The 17,610-nt window shown below is 25.5% G+C and carries 11 protein-coding genes and 1 CRISPR repeat array; of the genes, 10 read left to right on the plus strand and 1 reads right to left on the minus strand.

Annotated elements, in window-relative coordinates:
- Positions 1-656 precede the first annotated feature (656 nt).
- A complete protein-coding gene (locus tag T364_RS0105055) occupies positions 657-3,431 on the plus strand; it encodes an autotransporter family protein (protein WP_027128608.1) in 2,775 nt (924 codons plus the stop codon).
- A 167-nt stretch (positions 3,432-3,598) separates the two neighbouring features.
- On the opposite strand, the gene T364_RS0105060 is transcribed toward T364_RS0105055, so the two are convergent.
- Complete coding sequence (locus T364_RS0105060) at positions 3,599-4,426, minus strand: gamma-glutamyl-gamma-aminobutyrate hydrolase family protein (RefSeq protein WP_051532655.1); 828 nt, start codon at positions 4,424-4,426, stop codon at positions 3,599-3,601.
- Between the two features lie 269 nt (positions 4,427-4,695).
- On the opposite strand from T364_RS0105060, the gene T364_RS10540 reads away from it, so the two are divergent.
- From T364_RS10540 to T364_RS10550, 9 genes are all read left to right on the plus strand, one after another.
- Entirely contained in the window at positions 4,696-6,012 is a 1,317-nt protein-coding gene (locus T364_RS10540) for a helix-turn-helix domain-containing protein (RefSeq protein ID WP_051532656.1), read from the plus strand.
- A 122-nt stretch (positions 6,013-6,134) separates the two neighbouring features.
- Positions 6,135-7,667, plus strand: a complete 1,533-nt coding sequence (gene malX, locus T364_RS0105070; protein WP_027128610.1) for a maltose/glucose-specific PTS transporter subunit IIBC — start codon at positions 6,135-6,137, stop codon at positions 7,665-7,667.
- Between the two features lie 12 nt (positions 7,668-7,679).
- The gene (locus T364_RS0105075) at positions 7,680-8,852 is read left to right on the plus strand and encodes a MalY/PatB family protein (protein WP_027128611.1); all 1,173 of its coding nucleotides are present in this window, start codon (positions 7,680-7,682) and stop codon (positions 8,850-8,852) included.
- Positions 8,853-9,024: 172 nt separating this feature from the next.
- Positions 9,025-11,835, plus strand: coding sequence for a type I restriction endonuclease subunit R (locus tag T364_RS0105080; RefSeq protein ID WP_027128612.1), 2,811 nt, complete (start codon positions 9,025-9,027; stop codon positions 11,833-11,835).
- A gap of 12 nt (positions 11,836-11,847) precedes the next feature.
- Positions 11,848-12,765, plus strand: a complete 918-nt coding sequence (locus T364_RS0105085; protein WP_027128613.1) for a restriction endonuclease — start codon at positions 11,848-11,850, stop codon at positions 12,763-12,765.
- A 19-nt stretch (positions 12,766-12,784) separates the two neighbouring features.
- Complete coding sequence (locus tag T364_RS0105090; protein ID WP_027128614.1) at positions 12,785-13,600, plus strand: GIY-YIG nuclease family protein; 816 nt, start codon at positions 12,785-12,787, stop codon at positions 13,598-13,600.
- 28 nt (positions 13,601-13,628) lie between these two features.
- Complete coding sequence (locus T364_RS0105095) at positions 13,629-15,170, plus strand: type I restriction-modification system subunit M (RefSeq protein ID WP_027128615.1); 1,542 nt, start codon at positions 13,629-13,631, stop codon at positions 15,168-15,170.
- 8 nt (positions 15,171-15,178) lie between these two features.
- Entirely contained in the window at positions 15,179-15,706 is a 528-nt protein-coding gene (locus tag T364_RS10545) for a PDDEXK nuclease domain-containing protein (RefSeq protein ID WP_051532657.1), read from the plus strand.
- Positions 15,703-16,926 carry a restriction endonuclease subunit S gene (locus tag T364_RS10550; RefSeq protein WP_051532658.1) on the plus strand — a complete coding sequence of 408 codons (1,224 nt, stop codon included), beginning with the start codon at positions 15,703-15,705 and terminating at the stop codon, positions 16,924-16,926. The genes T364_RS10545 and T364_RS10550 overlap by 4 nt, the downstream gene beginning before the upstream one ends.
- Before the next feature lie 188 nt (positions 16,927-17,114).
- Positions 17,115-17,606: direct repeats of the CRISPR family, unit length 30 nt; unit sequence GACTAAAACCAAGTAAATTGGTATTTAAAC.
- Positions 17,607-17,610 lie beyond the last annotated feature (4 nt).

The raw sequence follows: 17,610 nt of genomic DNA on the forward strand, positions 1-17,610 counted from the left end.
AATAATTAATCATTTTAAATAAATTTATACTTTATAAAATAATTTCTAAAAGTTTTATTTTATAAATTTCTCTATATAAACTTCTTTTTATTTTAAATTTAAAAAATATAAAATTTTTTATTAAATTAATTCTTAATATAATAAATTCTTATTATTTTCAAAATTTTATTAAAATTATTAAATAATTTTATATATTATTATTATTATAAATCTTAAATAATTTTTATTTTTTTATTATAAATATATAAATGATACTGAAAAATATTGAATAAAAATATAAATTTTAAGTTACTTTTAAATATTGTAAAAATAAAAAAGAATAAAATAAATAATGTAAAAAAACTATTGAATAAATTTTTATATGTTTTAGAAATAAATAAAATTACTTTTAAAGTAAAAAAATAATTTAAAATCGCATTTTTATATATAATAAAATACTAAAATTAAACAATTTTTAATATATAAAAAAACTATGGTTAGATAACAAAAAAATATTGATTTTTATATAAATATATGTTATTCTAAAAGCAGAGAAAATTTATCTAATAAATAAAAAAGTTTTTAATAATGCAAAATAATAGTCATGAGGTATGTTGGAGATAGTAAAATAAACTTTTACTAATTGGAAATAATTTACTAATAAGGAGGCTACTTAAATGAAACAATACAATGAAGTAGAAAAAAGTTTAAAAAGATATCTTAAAACTAAGATAAAAATTACTATGGCAACAGTAGTAGGATTTTTAATAGCAGGAACAGTATCAATGGCTAGTGCTGGAGAACCACAAATAAAAGATACTCATATAATAAGTGCTGATGGTTCTTTTGAAATTAAAGATGGAGAAATTTATAAAGCAGTTCGTACAAAAGATGGAGAAACAGTAACAGGAGAATATTTTAATAATATTGAGATTGTAAATAATGGAAAAATAATCCTTGATACAACAGGACAAGGACATGACCAAAAAAATGTTCATGGAATTCGTGCTAAAGCTTCTGAAATAAATATTACCAATAATGGAGATATAACAGTAACAAAAGGAGATTTACAAGCAGGAAATTCAAATAAAGCATTTGGAATAGAAGCAATAACAATAGAAGATAAAAGAGACCCTGATAATTTGAATAAAGTAGAATATATTGAAGGAAAAGGTGGAAAAGTAGTTAATAATGGAAATATTACAGTAACTACAAAAGCTCTTGAAGCTAAAGATGATGCTTATGGAATTAATATTCAAGGAAAAAATTTAAAAGCTGAAAATAATGGAAATATTAAAATAGTAGGGAAAGGGCATGGAGTTCATGTTACTTATGGAGAGTTTGTAAATACAGAAAAAGGGACAATAGATATTTCTGAAGCTACAAACAGTACAGCTATATATGGATTAAAAGCTAATTTAAAAAATGATGGATTAATACAATTATCTTTAGGAAAAGATAATTCTACAAATAATAAAGCTATAGAAAATATCAATGGAACAGCTATTAATACAGGAAAAATTCAAATTACAGATAAAACAGCAGATGAGTTAAAAGATTATAATCTATATAATCTATTTGTTGGAGATGTAAAACATACAGGAATGTTTACTGATTCAGAAGGAAATATGGTAGCTAAAAAAACTGACAATGTTTTAAAAGGTGAAAATACAACAGATAGTATCAATCAAGTTGGAAAAGATACAGGTTCTCTAGTATTAGGAAAAGGTGAAAAAGATGCTATAGTAGGAGGAGATAATCCTATTAAATTATCATCTTTAAATATAGCTGGAAATGTTGATATAAAAAATTCAACAAATAAAAGAGAAACTAAGATAGATGGAACTACTATTAATTTAGATAAATCTGGAAAATTAAATGTTACAGATAACTCTTCTTTAACAATTTCTAATGGAAAAGTAAATGGAGAGAAAGATAACACTGTAATTTCTATTGGAAGTGGAGCAACTACTAATATAAATAATGTAGAAATATTAGGAAATATAGATGGAACTGGAAATTTAGTAGCAACAGGAACAAATAGAATAGATGGAGTAATAGGAAGTATTTTAACTATTGGAAAAACTCAAGTTCCTGGAGCTAGAACTTTAGAAGTAAATCTTGGTAGAGATAAAACTACAGTTTCTTCTACTTCAAAATTTGAAAAAAATGTAACTATAAATCAAGAGGGACAATTAGTTCTTGAATTAGGAAAAGATAATTCTAATGCTTTACAAAATTCAAAAGTTACTGTAAAAGGAACAGGAACAAATGATATAGCTTTAGATACTTCTAATATATCAGGAGCAGGTACAACTATTAACTTAGGAAATGAAAATACATTTAATAATGTTGGAGTAACTACTACTGATGGAAAAGATGGAGTTTATAAAGTAGATACTCAATTAAATGGAAAAGGTTCAGCTGATGTAAAAGTTGAATATAATAAGAAATTATATGAAAATGATTCTAAATTAAATACTATTAATAATGCTGTAATGAACTCTAATACTTTCTTCTCACAAAATAAAGAAGAAAGAAAATCTCAATTATTAACAGCTACAGAATCAAGTATCTATTCAGAAACAGTAAAATCTTCTTATGAAAATGTAAAATTATCAGAAGATACTTTATTAGGAATGTCAAGAGTGGCTAAAACTGGAGAATGGGCAGCTAATGGTAAAGCTTTATATGATAAAAATCAATATGATAAAGCAGGAAAATACTCATCAGAAATTGAATCTTCAGGATTATTAGGTAATTTAGAGTATGGATTAGATGACAATACATCAGTAGGATTTGCTTTCTCTGGAACAAAACAAGATGTAAAAACTAATGGTGGAACTTCTAAAGGAGATATATTCTATTTAGGAGCTTATTCAAGAAGAAATATTGGAAATTATAACTTTACTGCTGGAGCTGGATATCAATTAGGAAAATATGATACAGATAATACAACAGCTAAAGTTTCTTCAAGTGATTCATATAAAACAAACTCATTATCAGCTTATGGACAAGTAAAATATATAGCTAAATTTGATGGAGTATCTTTTGAACCAAAAGCAAGATTAGGATATACTTATGTAGAACAAGATGATGTAAAAGATGCTTATACTAGAGTAACTGAAGCTAATACTTCTACAGTAGATGCTACAGTAGGATTAGATTTAGTAAAAGAAATATCATTAGATAGAGCTAATTTAAGATTAGTAGCTGGAACAAGCTATACAAAATTATTTGGAGATACAGATAAAGAATTTGTTGGAAACTTTGGAGCTAATAATATTTCAATTTCTGGAGCTAACTTAACAGAAAACTCTGTAAACTTCACATTAGGAGCTGAAGTAGAAAATGAATCTGGATTATTCTATAATGTAGGAGCTTCTTATACTATAGGAAGCAATAATACAGATAATTATGGAGCAAATTTAGGAATAGGATACAGATTCTAATTAAATAAGCAGTTTCATTTGTAATAATTCATATAAAACCTAAAAAACTCGAGGGTAATACCTCGGGTTTTTTAATAAAGAAAAAAAGACTATTACTTTATTTAGTAATAGTCTTTCTATTTATTTAATAGTTTAAGTGTCAGTTTTAATTGAAATTTTAAATAATATTAATTTCTTTTATCTCTATTTTTTGCTCCATATTCTACAAGAGTTTGGAATATAGGTAAGAATTTATCGTCGTTTCCATAAACATGCCATTCAGGGTGGAATTGAACTCCAACAACGAAAGTAGCCTCATCTAATTCTACACCTTCTATCATTCCGTCAGAAGAAGTAGCAACTACTTTTAATCCTTTTCCTAATCTTTCAACAGCTTGGTGATGCCAAGAGTTAACAGTTAAATCTTCTAGTTGTAACATATTATAAAGTTTAGAATTTTTATCAGTTACTTTACAATCATGGAAAACGAAATCTACTTTTTTAGGATCTCTATGTTTTAAATCAGAAATGTATTCAGTTGGTAAATCTTGATATAAAGTTCCACCAAGAACTACATTAAGAAGTTGCATTCCACGGCAAGTACCTAAAATAGGGTAGTCTTCTTTTAAAGCAGTTTTTAATAATAAGATATCAGATACGTCTCTATCATCTTTTAAAGTTTCAAGTTTTTTATGAGGTTTTTCTCCATAATAAACAGGGTTTATATCTTCTCCACCAGTTAAAATAACAGCGTCAACTGTTTTAAGAGCTTTTAAAGCATCTTCTTCAGTTTTTAATTGAGGTAATAAAACAGGAACACCTCCAGCTTTTTTAACTGACTCTATATAAGCAATAGTATCTTCTGGGATATCTTTTTCATAATCTCTATCCCAAGAGATACCTACTTTAACAGGGTCTTTAGTAGGAGCTTCTTTAGTTTTGAAACTTGTACATCCAGAAAGAATAAGAGTAAACAAAGCAATGATACTGATTATTAAAGTTCTAAATTTTTTCATGAAATCCTCCTAGTAATATTCACTTAAACTAAAAATAAATTCTTATTAAGATTATATAACTATGTACTAAAAAAGTCAAATGTTTTTTAAAACAGTTGTATATGTTTAAATAATATCAACGAAATTAAATTAAAGTTCAAAACATATACATAAAAGATAAAATGATAGTAAATAATATATATAATGAATAGTGTGGGAGATTATTTTTTAGAATCCTTGATAAAATAATAAAAAAGTGGTTTAATTATAATAATAAGGAGGGGATTTTTATGAGTATAAATAGAAAAAATTTAGATATATTAGAAGAACTAGCAGAAAAGAAAAAACTACCTTTATCATATTTTTCAGAAAAATATCAAGTAAGTGAGAGAAATATAAGATATAGCATAGAAAATCTTAACTTCTACTTATTAAAATCCTCTCTTCATGAAATATTTTTAAAAAAAGGTGAATTAGAATGGATATGTTCTAAGGAAGAATTAAAAAATTTTATAAAAAATATTAATATAAATAACTATATTTTTTCAAAAGAAGAGAGGGAAAACTATATTTTAATAAGTTATCTTTTTTCAGATAGTGTAAAGATAGCAAATATAGAAAAGTATTTAAAAGTAAGTCGTCCTACTATAAAAAAAGATTTAATATCTCTAAATAAATATTTAAAAGAATTTGAATTAGAATTTATAAGAAAAGAGAATAATATTTTAATAGAGGGAAAAGAAAAAAAATTAAGACATTTAAAACTTTTAAAACTTTTAGAATATATAGAAGTAAAAGATGGAAAGATTGAATTTATACCTAAGATTTATATTACCGAAAGAGAAGAAATTGAATTTATAAAAAAATATTTAGAGAATATAGATATTTCACAATTTTGGGAAATAATTTTAGATATAGAAAAAGAGCTTAATGTAAAGTTTGATGAAAAATTTAAAACACTTATGTACCTTTATTTAATACCTACAATGGAAAGAATAAAGAAAAATAATATTATAATAAAGAAAGATAATAGCGAGTTTTTAAGAAATCTTAGTGACTATAAAATTATAAGAAGAATACTTACTAAGATTATTCCAGAAAATTTAGATTATGAATTTTTACATTTGACTGAATATTTTATAAGTGGGTACTATTCAAGTGATTTTTCGGAAAATATTTCAATAGTTAATAAATTTATAGAGGAATTTTGTAAAAAAATTTCTCAATCTCTTAATTTTAATTTTGTAGAATCAGAAGAATATAAACAAGAAATATTAAGATATTTATTACCAGCTGTATATCGTATAAAAAATAATTTCTTTTTAATAAAAAATCATGAAAAATATAGTGGAAATAATAAAATATATGAAAATGTAAAAAAAGCAGTATTAGAATGTAATTGTATATTAAAAGAGCCTTTTAGAGAAGATGAAATAGTTTTTCTTGCAAAAACAAGTGAAAAATATATTGAAATAAAAAAATCAGAGAAAATTTCATTAAAAAAATTAATTTCAATAATCAATGAAAATAAAAATATCCTAGAAAGTGAGCAATTTATAGATACTCTTTTATTAACCTTTGGAGATAAAATAGAAGATGATAGATAATTTTTTTGTGATATAGAACCTTAAAATTAATTTCAAAAATTTTTGAAAAATAATTGATATTAACAAAGAATTATATTAAATGTATAATAAATGTATTGATATAATATAGGAGGTTCTAAAATATGAGCAAAAAAGTTGGATTTTGGGAGTTTTTCCAAGGGCTAGGAAAAACATTTATGTTACCTGTATCTTTATTAGCTGCATGTGGTATCATGCTTGGAATTGGTAGTTCTTTTGCTAGTTCAGTAACAGCTGAGATTTTACCTTTCTTAAAAATTCCTGTAATAAAATTATTCTTTGAATTTATGTCTACTATTGGTTCTTTTGCTTTTTCAAATTTACCAATGATGTTTGCTATGGCAATCCCATTAGGTCTAGCAAGACAAGATAAAGGAGTGGCTGCCTTTTCTGGATTTGTAGGATTTATAATGGCTAGTATGACAGCAAACTTCTTCTTAAAAGTAACAGGAACTTTGGCTACTCCTGAAAATATGAAAGCAGCTGGACAAGCTATGGTTTATGGAATCCAAAGTGTTGATGTTGGAGTTTTAGGTGGAGTTATAATCGGGGTTATCGTTTATAAAATTCACGACAGATATTGTGAAATAAAATTACCTGACGCTTTAGCTTTCTTTGGTGGTTCAAGATTTGTACCTATTGCTACTGCAGTAGTAGTTGGAGTTGTTGGAATAGTAATACCTTTAATTTGGCCTTTCTTTAATGGAATTATCATTAAAATTGGAGAACTTATTGGAAAAGCTGGAGTATTTGGACCATTAGTATTTGGAGCTGGAGAAGGAATCTTAAGACCATTTGGATTACACCATATCTTAGTTGCTATGATAAGATTTACATCAGCTGGAGGAGAGGCTGTTGTTAATGGTGAAACAGTTTATGGAGCTTTAAGTATATTCTATAAAGAGTTTGCTAATGGAGTATTAGACCCTAATGTAACAAGATTTTTATCACAAGGTAAAATGCCTTCATATTTATTTGGATTACCAGCTGTAGCTTTAGCTATATATCACACAGCTAGACCAGAAAATAGAAAGAAAATAAAAGGACTTTTAGCTTCTGGAGTAGTAGCTTGTATGGTTGGAGGAATTACTGAGCCATTAGAATTTATATTCTTATTCTTATCACCTGTTTTATATCTTTTCCACTGTATAATGGTTGGACTTGGATTTATGACAATGGGAATTTTAAAAGTAGCTATTGGAAACACAGATGGAAACATAATTGACTTTATAGTATTTGGAGTTTTACAAGGATTTAGAACAAAATGGTATCTTGTAATTCCTGTGGGAATTATTTGGTTTATAATTTACTATGTAGTATTCAAATATGCTATAGTTAAATTTGATTTAAAAACTCCAGGAAGAGAAGTTATTACAGATGAATCTAATGTTAAATTAGGTGGATATGACGCTGAAAGACTTTTAAAAGCTTTAGGTGGAAAAGAAAATATAGTTTCTTTAGATAACTGTATTACAAGATTAAGACTTGTTTTAAATGATACAAGTATTATAAATGAAGAGGAAATAAAAGCAACAGGAGCTATAGCTGTAGTAAAACTAGATGCTAGTAACTTACAAGTTATAATTGGACCTCAAGTACATGTTGTAAAAAATAAATTAGATAAACTTATAAAGTAGTGGTGAAGAAAAATGAATTTTGATACTGTCATTGATAGAAAAGGGACATATTGCACACAATGGGATTTTGTAAAAGATAGATTTGGAAAAGAAGGGCTATTACCTTTTACTATTTCAGATATGGATTTAGAATCTTCAAAGGAAATAATAGAAGCCCTTATAAAAAGAGTTAATCACGGAGTTTTTGGATATAGTAGATGGAATCATGAGGACTTTAAAAATTCAATAGAATTTTGGTATAATACAAGATTTAATTATCAAATAGATAAAGAATGGATATTATATGCTCCAAGTGTAATCTATGCTATTTCAAAATTTATAAAAATGAAATCAAATGTAGGAGATGGTGTCCTTATAAATACACCTGGATATGATGGATTTTTTAAAGTGATTGCTGATAATGATAGAAAAATAATATCATCTCCACTTGTAAAAAATGGAAACAATTATGAGATTGATTTTGAAGATTTTGAAGAAAAATGTAAAACTTGTAAAATTTTCTTAATGTGTAGTCCTCATAATCCTGTTGGAAAGGTTTGGAGTGTTGAGGAACTAAAGAAAATCATCTCTATTTGTAAAAAATATAATGTCTTTATAATCTCTGACGAAATTCACATGGATATTGTTTATAGTGGAAAACACATACCAGTGTTAGAAGTAGCAGGAGATTACATAGATAATATTGTACTATGTACAGCAGCATCAAAAACTTTTAATATTCCAGCTTTGGGAGGAGCTTATCTTTTCTGTACTACGGCTAAAGACAGAGATGAGTATTTAAGAATATTAAAAAATAGAGATGCTTTATCTTCACCATCTATTCTTGGAATAATAGGTACAATTACAGCCTATAATCAATGTGGTTACTGGGTAGATGAGCTTTTGAAATATACAAAATCAAATATTGAATTTGTAAAAGATTATTTAGAAAAAAATATTCCAGAGTTAAGTTGTGATATTCCTGATGGGTGTTACTTTGCTTGGATTGATTTTTCAAAATTAAATATATCTAGTGAAGAATTTCAAAAAGCTTTGATAGATGTAGGAAATGTAGCTATAATGCCTGGATTGACTTATGGTGAAGCTGGAAGATTTTTCTTGAGATTAAATGTTGGATGTTCTCTTGAAAAAGTAAAAGATGGATTGAGTAGAATGAAAATTGCAGTTGATTCTTTAAAAAGATAGACTATATAGATTGATTAACACAAAATAAATAGAAAAATAAATAGGGAATAAATAAGGTAGATATGGGAGTCTACCTTATTTTTTAATAAAAAAATGTATATAAACAATAATATTTTAACAAAATATATGGTATAATTTAACAAAAGAGAAAATAATAAGTCGGGGTAAGATTATGATGACAGAAGCAGAATTAGAAAAAAATTTAATAGATGACTTGATTGGGTTAGGATATGAGAGAACTAATATAAAAGATGAAGAGGGATTAATTTCTAATTTAAAATCACAGTTAGAAAAGTTTAATAATATAAAGCTTAGTCAAAATGAATTTAAAAAAATACTTATTCATCTATCTGGAGATAGTATATTTGAGAAAGCTAAAAAATTAAGAGATAGATTTGAACTTCCTACAGATAAAGGAGAGATTAAATATATATCTTTTCTTGATAGTAAAAATGTAGAAAATAATCTTTTTCAAGTAGCTAATCAAATCACAATGAAAGGACAATATGAAAATAGATATGATGTAACTATTCTTGTAAATGGACTTCCATTGGTACAGATAGAACTTAAGAAAAAAACAATCCAATTAAAAAAAGCTTTTTATCAAATACAAAGATATCAAAGACATTCATATTCATATAAAACTCTTTTTCAATATATTCAAATTTTTGTAATCAGTAATGAGGAAAATACAAGATATTTTTCTAATAATAAAGAGTTAAAATATGAATTTACTTTCCCTTGGGCTGATGAGTATAACCTAAAGAAAAATAGATTAACTGATTTTACAAAAACTTTCTTAGATAAAAAACATCTTGGAAATATGCTTACTAAATATATAGTTACTAATGAAACTCAAAAAGCTCTTATGATATTAAGACCATACCAATATTATGCTGTTGAAAAAATAATAGACAGGGTAAAAACTTCTCCAGGTATGAATGGATATATTTGGCATACTACAGGAAGTGGAAAAACTCTGACATCATTTAAGGCTAGTCAAATAATATCTACTCTTGATGAAGTAGAAAAAGTTGTTTTTTGTGTAGATAGAAAAGACTTAGACTATCAAACATCAAAGGAATTTAACGCCTTTGCTCCAGGTTCAATAAGTCGTGTAGAAGATACAGACGAATTTGTAAAAAATATGTTAAATGGAACTAATAAAGTGGTGGTAACTACCATTCAAAAGTTAAATAATGCCATTAGTAAACCATATTATCTAAAAAGAATGGAGAAAATAAAAGATAAAAGACTTGTATTTATTTTTGATGAATGTCATAGAACACAGTTTGGAGAAACTCATTCAAGAATTGATAACTTTTTTACTAATAAACAATTTTTCGGATTTACAGGAACACCAATATTTTCAGAAAATGCTGTAAAGTATAAAACAACTGCTGATTTATTTGGGCAAAGACTTCATACTTATACAATAAAAGAAGCTATAGATGATGAAAATGTATTAGGTTTTTCAGTAGAGTATTACTCTACTTTTAATTTAAAAGATGAAAATGGAGATGATTTATCTCCTGATGAGATGATAGAAAATGGAATTGACACAAAAGAGGTATTTTCAAAAAGAGAAAGACTTGAAAATATAGTTGATTTTATAATTAAAAATCATAATGCTAAAACTTCTCATGGAGAATATCAAAGTATATTTGCTATAAGTGATATAAATACTTTAATTGAATATTACAATATTTTTAAAGAAAAAAATACAAATTTAAGAATAGCAAGTATTTTTACCTATGAAGCCAATGTAGATTTAGCTAATGACGAGGGAACTTTTGAGGTAGAGGGAGATGAGTGTAAACACCCAAGAGAACACCTTGATAGAATGGTAGCTGACTACAATAAAATGTTTGGAGATAATTTTAATCTTAATGCTGAAAATGGTTTCAATAGTTATTTCATAGATATTTCAAAAAAATTAAAAGAGAGAAAAATAGATATACTACTTGTAGTAAATATGTTTTTAACAGGTTTTGACAGTAAATATCTAAATACTTTGTATGTAGATAAAAATTTGAAATATCATGGACTTATACAAGCATATTCAAGAACTAATAGAATTTTAAATGTAAATAAACCTCATGGAAATATTGTATGTTTTAGAAATCTAAAGAAAAGAACAGATGAGGCTATAAGATTATTCTCTGATGAGAGTGCTTGTGAAACTGTGCTTATGAAAAGTTATGGGGAATATGTAGAGATTTTTAATGACTATTTAAAAACTTTAAGAGCTTTGGCTGAAAATTCACAAGAGGTAGATAACTTAGAAACAGAGGAAAATAAACTATCATTTATTGAAACATTTAAAAATCTTTTAAGGGTAATGAATAAATTAACAAGCTTTTCAACTTTCTCATATGATGATTTGAATATTTCACAAGATGATTTTGAATCATATAAAAGTAAATATATAGATATGTATGATACTTTGGTAGGGCAAGGAACAAAAAATAATGGAGATAAAACTTCTATTATAGATGAGATTGATTTTGAAATTGAATTACTAGCTAAAGATAATATAAATGTAAGCTATATTATATCTTTGCTTAAAAATCTTGATAGTAAGGAAGCTACATTTGTAAAAGATGTAGAATATATTTTAAAAACTATTGATAGTGTTCCGAGCTTAAAAAATAAAAGGGAATTACTAGAGAGATTTATAGAAGAAAATAGAGAAATATTCACAATAGAATCAAAAGAAGATGTAGAAGATAAATTATCTGAATATATGCAAGAACAAAAGAAAAAAGCTATTGAAGAATTAATAACAGAGGAAGAATTAAAGGCTGATAAAGTAAATAATATAATAGAAAAATGTGAGTTTACAGAGAAAAAGCCAGAAGTGGCAGATATAAAAGAATCTTTTGTAACAAGACCAAGTATTTTAAAATTAAATAAAAGAATTGAAGATATACAACACAAAATAGAAAGTATTATAGAAAAGTTTAATTTCTTTAATATGTAGGGAGTGAATAAAATGATACCAAAATATAATGAAATGTATAGAGAGATTTTAGAAGTATTAAAGAATGGGGAAGCTTATCCTTTTAAAGAAGTAAAAGAGCTTGTTGCTGAAATATTAAGTCTTTCGGAAGAGGAAAGAAATGAAAGACTGGAAAGTGGAAAGAAAAAATATGATGATAGAATAAGTTGGGGTTGCACTTATTTAAAAAGGGCTGGGTTAGTAGAAAATACTAAAAGAGGAGTTGTAAGAATAACTAATAAAGGTTTAGAGTTATTAGAAAGTAATCCTGAAAAAATAGATAATAATTTATTATCTACCTATAAAGAGTTTACTAATTTTTTAAAAAGAAATAAAAAAGATGAGATACAAAATATAAAAGAAAAAATAGAAGAAAAAAATCAAACACCTCAAGATGTATTAGAAGAATCCTTTAAAGAAATAAATAAAATATTAGAAGAAGAAATTTTAGAGGAAGTATTAAGACAAAGCCCAGAATTTTTTGAATATCTTGTTGTAAAATTATTGCAAAAAATAGGATATGGAAGTTTAATATCTGAATCAGGGATAGTAACAAAAAAAAGTAATGATGAAGGAATAGATGGAATTATAAAACAAGATAAATTAGGTTTTGATTCTATATATATTCAAGCTAAAAAATGGGATAGAGAAACTACTGTAAGTAGACCAGAAATACAAAAATTTGTAGGAGCTTTGGGAGGAAAAGGAGCAAGTAAAGGACTTTTTATAACAACAGCTAAATTTTCAGATGGAGCTATGAAATATTCAAAAGAACAACATATAGCAAAAGTTGTCCTTATAGATGGAAGAAAGTTAGCAAAATTGATGATTGAATATAATGTAGGTGTTTCAGTAGAAAGTACTTATGAAATAAAAAGAATTGATAGTGATTTTTTTGAAAATATAGATTAAGATAAAAAAAGGAAATATTATGAAAATACAGCAAATATTTAATGAATTAACAGATTTGAATGATATGAATTATAGATTTCATTTAGCAAAACCAGCAAGTGAAAGACCCTCAGATGTATTAGCTCGTTCAAGAGAAGATTGGCTAGGGTGGCAGATATATAAAGAAAGAGAAAATGGAGAGAGATTTCCTTATCCTGTGAAATATATTTTTAGTTTTGCACAATTATCAGGAAATGAATTTATTTTTGGTGGAATATTCGAGATTTTAGATAGAAGTGGAAAAGAATATAAGGTTAAATATGTAGATAAATATCAAGATTTAATAGGAAGAGTTGTATTAACATATACTGGAAAAAATAAAAGAGGAACTGTTTTCAGACCTAGTCATATCTTGGAAAATTCAGAAATAATTGAAATTTATAAAAGTGCATATAAAGGAGAAAAATTTCCTGGTATAGAAAATATAAATCATACTTATAAACAACTAAGAATAGTTTATGATAATAAACTAGAGGATTGGAAAAATATACTTAGTAATATAAAAGGAATTTATCTTTTGACAGATACTAAAACAGGAAAACATTATGTAGGTTCTGCTAAAGGTGTGGATAGTATATATGGAAGATGGAGTAATTATATTTATGGATTTGATGGTGGGAATAAAGAATTAATAAAATTGAGAAAAGAAGAAGGGGAAGAATATTTTAAAGAAAACTTTAAATTTTCGATTTTAGAAGTTTTTGGAATGAGTTTTGAAGATAAAAATATAGAAGCAAAAGAAAGTCTATGGAAAGAAAAATTAATGAGTAGACAGTTTGGATATAATTCAAACTAGAGATTTAAAATTGTGGAGGAAATAAATAATGTCAGAACATCAAGCAGAATTAGAAAAAAGACTATGGGCAATAGCCAATGAGCTTAGGGGAAATATGGGAGCTGATGAATTTAAAAACTATATACTAGGTTTAATATTCTTTAAGTTCCTATCTGAAAAAATAGAGAAAACAGGAAACGATATATTATCAGAAGATAATATGAAATTTGAAGATATAGAGGGAAAAGATGAATATATTGAAGCAGTAAAAGAGTATTGTATCAATAGTATTGGTTATTTTATAGAGCCTAAATATCTTTTTGGAAATTTAGCTAGTAGAGCAAAGAATGGAGAATTTATCATAGAAGATTTGGGGCTAGCTTTGAAATATATAGAAGATTCTACAAATGGACAAGCTAGTAATGACGATTTTTCAGGACTATTTGGAGATGTAGATTTAACATCTTTAAAACTTGGAAAAACTTCTAACGATAAAAATAAAATGATTTCCGAAGTAATAAAACATTTACAAGATATTAATTTTAATTTTGATGATACAGAAATGGACGTTTTAGGAAATGCCTATGAATATTTAATAGGTCAATTTGCTAGTAATGCTGGTAAAAAGGCTGGAGAATTCTATACACCAGCACAAGCTTCAAAACTTTTGGCAAAATTAACAACAGTTGGAAAAGATAGAATAAAATCAGTTTATGACCCTACTTGTGGTTCTGGTTCTCTATTATTAAAAGTAGCTTCTCAAGTAGAAGTATCAAATATCTATGGGCAAGAGTTAAATACTACAACTTATAACTTAGCTCGTATGAATATGATATTACATGGAGTAAAATTTAATGATTTTGAGATTAGACAAGGGGACACATTGGAGAATCCACAACATTTAGACAAAAGATTTGATATAGTTGTGGCTAACCCTCCATTCTCTCAAAAATGGAGTGCTGATGATAGTTTTCTATCTGATGAAAGATTTGCTTCTTATGGAAAATTAGCTCCTAGTAGTAAGGCTGATTTTGCTTTTATTCAACATATGGTTTATCATTTAGATGATGAGGGAACAATGGCTGTAATAGTTCCTCACGGAGTATTATTTAGAGGAGCAAGTGAGGGAGTTATAAGAAAATATTTATTAAAAGAGAAAAATTATATTGACGCAATAATTGGACTACCTGCTAATATTTTCTATGGAACAAGTATTCCTACTTGTGTAATTGTAGTTAAGAAAAATAGAAAAAATGATGATGATATATTATTTATAGATGGTTCAAATGATTTTGAAAAATCTAAAAATCAAAACTATTTGAGAGATGAAGATGTAGAAAAGATTGCTAATACTTACAAAAATAGAGAGGAAATAGAAAAATATTCTAAAAGAGTAAGTATGAAAGAGATTGAAGAAAATGATTATAACTTAAATATTCCAAGATATGTAGATACTTTTGAGGAAGAGGAAGAAATAAATCTTGAAGAAGTAGTAGAGAAAATAACAAAGATAGATGAGGAAATGAAAGAAGTAGATGAAACTATCAAAAACTTCTGTAATGAGCTTGGAATAAAAGCTCCTGTAATGTAGGTGAGAATATGGAAATTGAGAGAAGAGATATTTTTACAGATATTAAAAATATTATTGACTTATCTTATCAAAAAGCGCAGACAGTGTCTGCGGAATTTAAACTTTCATATTCTCATTATCTTACTCTTATGAGAATAACAAATATAGAGGAAAGAAATTTCTATGAAATAGAGGCAATAAATAATAATTGGAGTTTAAGAGAATTAAAAAGACAAATTGATTCTGCTTTGTATGAAAGATTAGTTTTGAGTAGAGATAAGGAAAAAGTTATTGAATTATCTAAAAAGGGGCAATTAATAGAAAAGCCTCAAGATATTAGACAGATACAAATGTATGTAAATTACTATGATAGACATGTAAAACTTGATGATGAAAATAAAACAATAGGAATTATAATATGTAAAGATAAAAATGATACTCTTGTAAATATGACACTTCCAGAGGGAAATGAACAAATATTTGCTAGTAGATATATGACAATCTTACCTAGTAAAGAAGAATTGAAAAAGATAGTAGAAAGTGAGGTAAGAGAATGAAAAAAGTACCAAAGTTAAGATTTAAAGAGTTTAGTGATGAATGGGAAGAAATAAAAGAGGATATAAAAATTTTATCTGGTAACGCTTATCCATTAGAAAGTTATAATTCAGAAGGAATTTTATTAGTCCAAGGCTTGAATATTTATCCAGGAAAATTAATAATAGAAAATCCTATATATATAGCAAAAAATTTCAATAATTTTAAACATATTAATATTAAAAATGGAGATATTTTACTTGGGTTAAATAGACCTATTATTAATAATGAGTTAAAAGTTTGTTTATTTGAGAATGATAAAGCGTACTTATATCAAAGAGCAGGAATACTACATTTTAATAAAAATAATATAAATTCTAAATTTATTTATCAATATTTAAGAAGTGAAAGTTTTAAAAGAAAATTAGAAAAAGAATTAGTAGGGTCGGACCAACCTTATATAAAATCTGATTTGTTTAAAATTATAAAAATTTATTCAGGAAAATATTTCGAACAAGAAAAAATAGCTAACTTTCTTTCTAGTATAGATAAAAAAATTTCTTTAACAGAAGAAAAATTAGAATTATTTAGAGAATACAAAAAGGGAGTTATGCAAAAGATTTTCTCTCAAGAATTAAGATTTAAAGATAATGAGGGAAATGATTATCCAAAGTGGGAAGAAAAGAGATTAAATGAATTAGTTGTTAAATTAACAAATGGGATAAGTTTAAATCAAAATTTAGAAAAGAAAGGATATAGAGTAACAAGAATAGAAACTATTTCAATGGGGAAAATAGATATAAATAAAATAGGATTTGTTTTAACTGATAAAAATTTAGATGAATATAAATTAAATATAGGAGATTTATTATTTAGTAATATTAATAGTGTAGAACACATAGGAAAAATAGCTTATGTAGATAAAGATTATAATTTATATCATGGAATGAATTTGTTGAGAATAGTTTTTAAAGAACAATATAATTCAAAATATTTTTATTATATTTTAATAACTAATAAATATAAAAAGATATTTGAAAAATTATGTAATAAAGCAGTAAGTCAAGCTAGTATAAACCAAACTGAATTAGGAAAAATTAAGGTAAAATTTCCTATTTTAGAAGAACAAAGAAAAATAGCAAATTTCCTATCATCTATTGATGAAAAAATAGAGAAAATTGAAAATGAACTTGAAAATTTAAAAGAATTTAAAAAAGGATTATTACAACAGATGTTTGTATAAATTATATAATAAATTTGTCGGTATAAGATAAAGTAAAAATATCTTATTACCGACAATGGTAAAATACCTTATATTTCAATAAAAAAGAAATAATAAAGAATAATTTTATAAAAAATATTTAAAATTTATAGAATTCGACAAAAATACATTATAAATCTTTCTAAAATAATAATATTTTAAAGTTATAAGACTAAAACCAAGTAAATTGGTATTTAAACTTTAATCATATCTGATACCCCTTTCTTTATTTTCTGACTAAAACCAAGTAAATTGGTATTTAAACTTTTCTAAAAATATGTATCTCATATAAATACACTCAGACTAAAACCAAGAAAATTGGTATTTAAACAAACATTAATCTATCTAAAATGCTTTTTCTCTCTTCGACTAAAACCAAGTAAATTGGTATTTAAACTATTATATATTTTGTGTACATAAAAATTTATTTTCTGACTAAAACCAAGTAAATTGGTATTTAAACTAAGATTAAAAGCCATAGCAACAGGCATATTCTCTCGACTAAAACCAAGTAAATTGGTATTTAAACAATCTTAATTTATCCCCTACTTTTAAATCATTTACATGACTAAAACCAAGTAAATTGGTATTTAAACTTATGATTTTTATATCAATATTATCTGTATTTATTGGACTAAAACCAAGTAAATTAATATTTATTAAAAA

This window comes from Fusobacterium perfoetens ATCC 29250 (genome assembly GCF_000622245.1).
GTDB lineage: Bacteria > Fusobacteriota > Fusobacteriia > Fusobacteriales > Fusobacteriaceae > Fusobacterium_B > Fusobacterium_B perfoetens.

Coding starts and splice junctions, on each gene's coding strand:
- T364_RS0105055 (WP_027128608.1), top strand. CDS start 657: ATGAAACAATACAATGAAGTAGAAAAAAGTTTAAAAAGATATCTTAAA.
- T364_RS0105060 (WP_051532655.1), bottom strand. CDS start 4,426: ATGAAAAAATTTAGAACTTTAATAATCAGTATCATTGCTTTGTTTACT.
- T364_RS10540 (WP_051532656.1), top strand. CDS start 4,696: ATGAGTATAAATAGAAAAAATTTAGATATATTAGAAGAACTAGCAGAA.
- malX (WP_027128610.1), top strand. CDS start 6,135: ATGAGCAAAAAAGTTGGATTTTGGGAGTTTTTCCAAGGGCTAGGAAAA.
- T364_RS0105075 (WP_027128611.1), top strand. CDS start 7,680: ATGAATTTTGATACTGTCATTGATAGAAAAGGGACATATTGCACACAA.
- T364_RS0105080 (WP_027128612.1), top strand. CDS start 9,025: ATGATGACAGAAGCAGAATTAGAAAAAAATTTAATAGATGACTTGATT.
- T364_RS0105085 (WP_027128613.1), top strand. CDS start 11,848: ATGATACCAAAATATAATGAAATGTATAGAGAGATTTTAGAAGTATTA.
- T364_RS0105090 (WP_027128614.1), top strand. CDS start 12,785: ATGAAAATACAGCAAATATTTAATGAATTAACAGATTTGAATGATATG.
- T364_RS0105095 (WP_027128615.1), top strand. CDS start 13,629: ATGTCAGAACATCAAGCAGAATTAGAAAAAAGACTATGGGCAATAGCC.
- T364_RS10545 (WP_051532657.1), top strand. CDS start 15,179: ATGGAAATTGAGAGAAGAGATATTTTTACAGATATTAAAAATATTATT.
- T364_RS10550 (WP_051532658.1), top strand. CDS start 15,703: ATGAAAAAAGTACCAAAGTTAAGATTTAAAGAGTTTAGTGATGAATGG.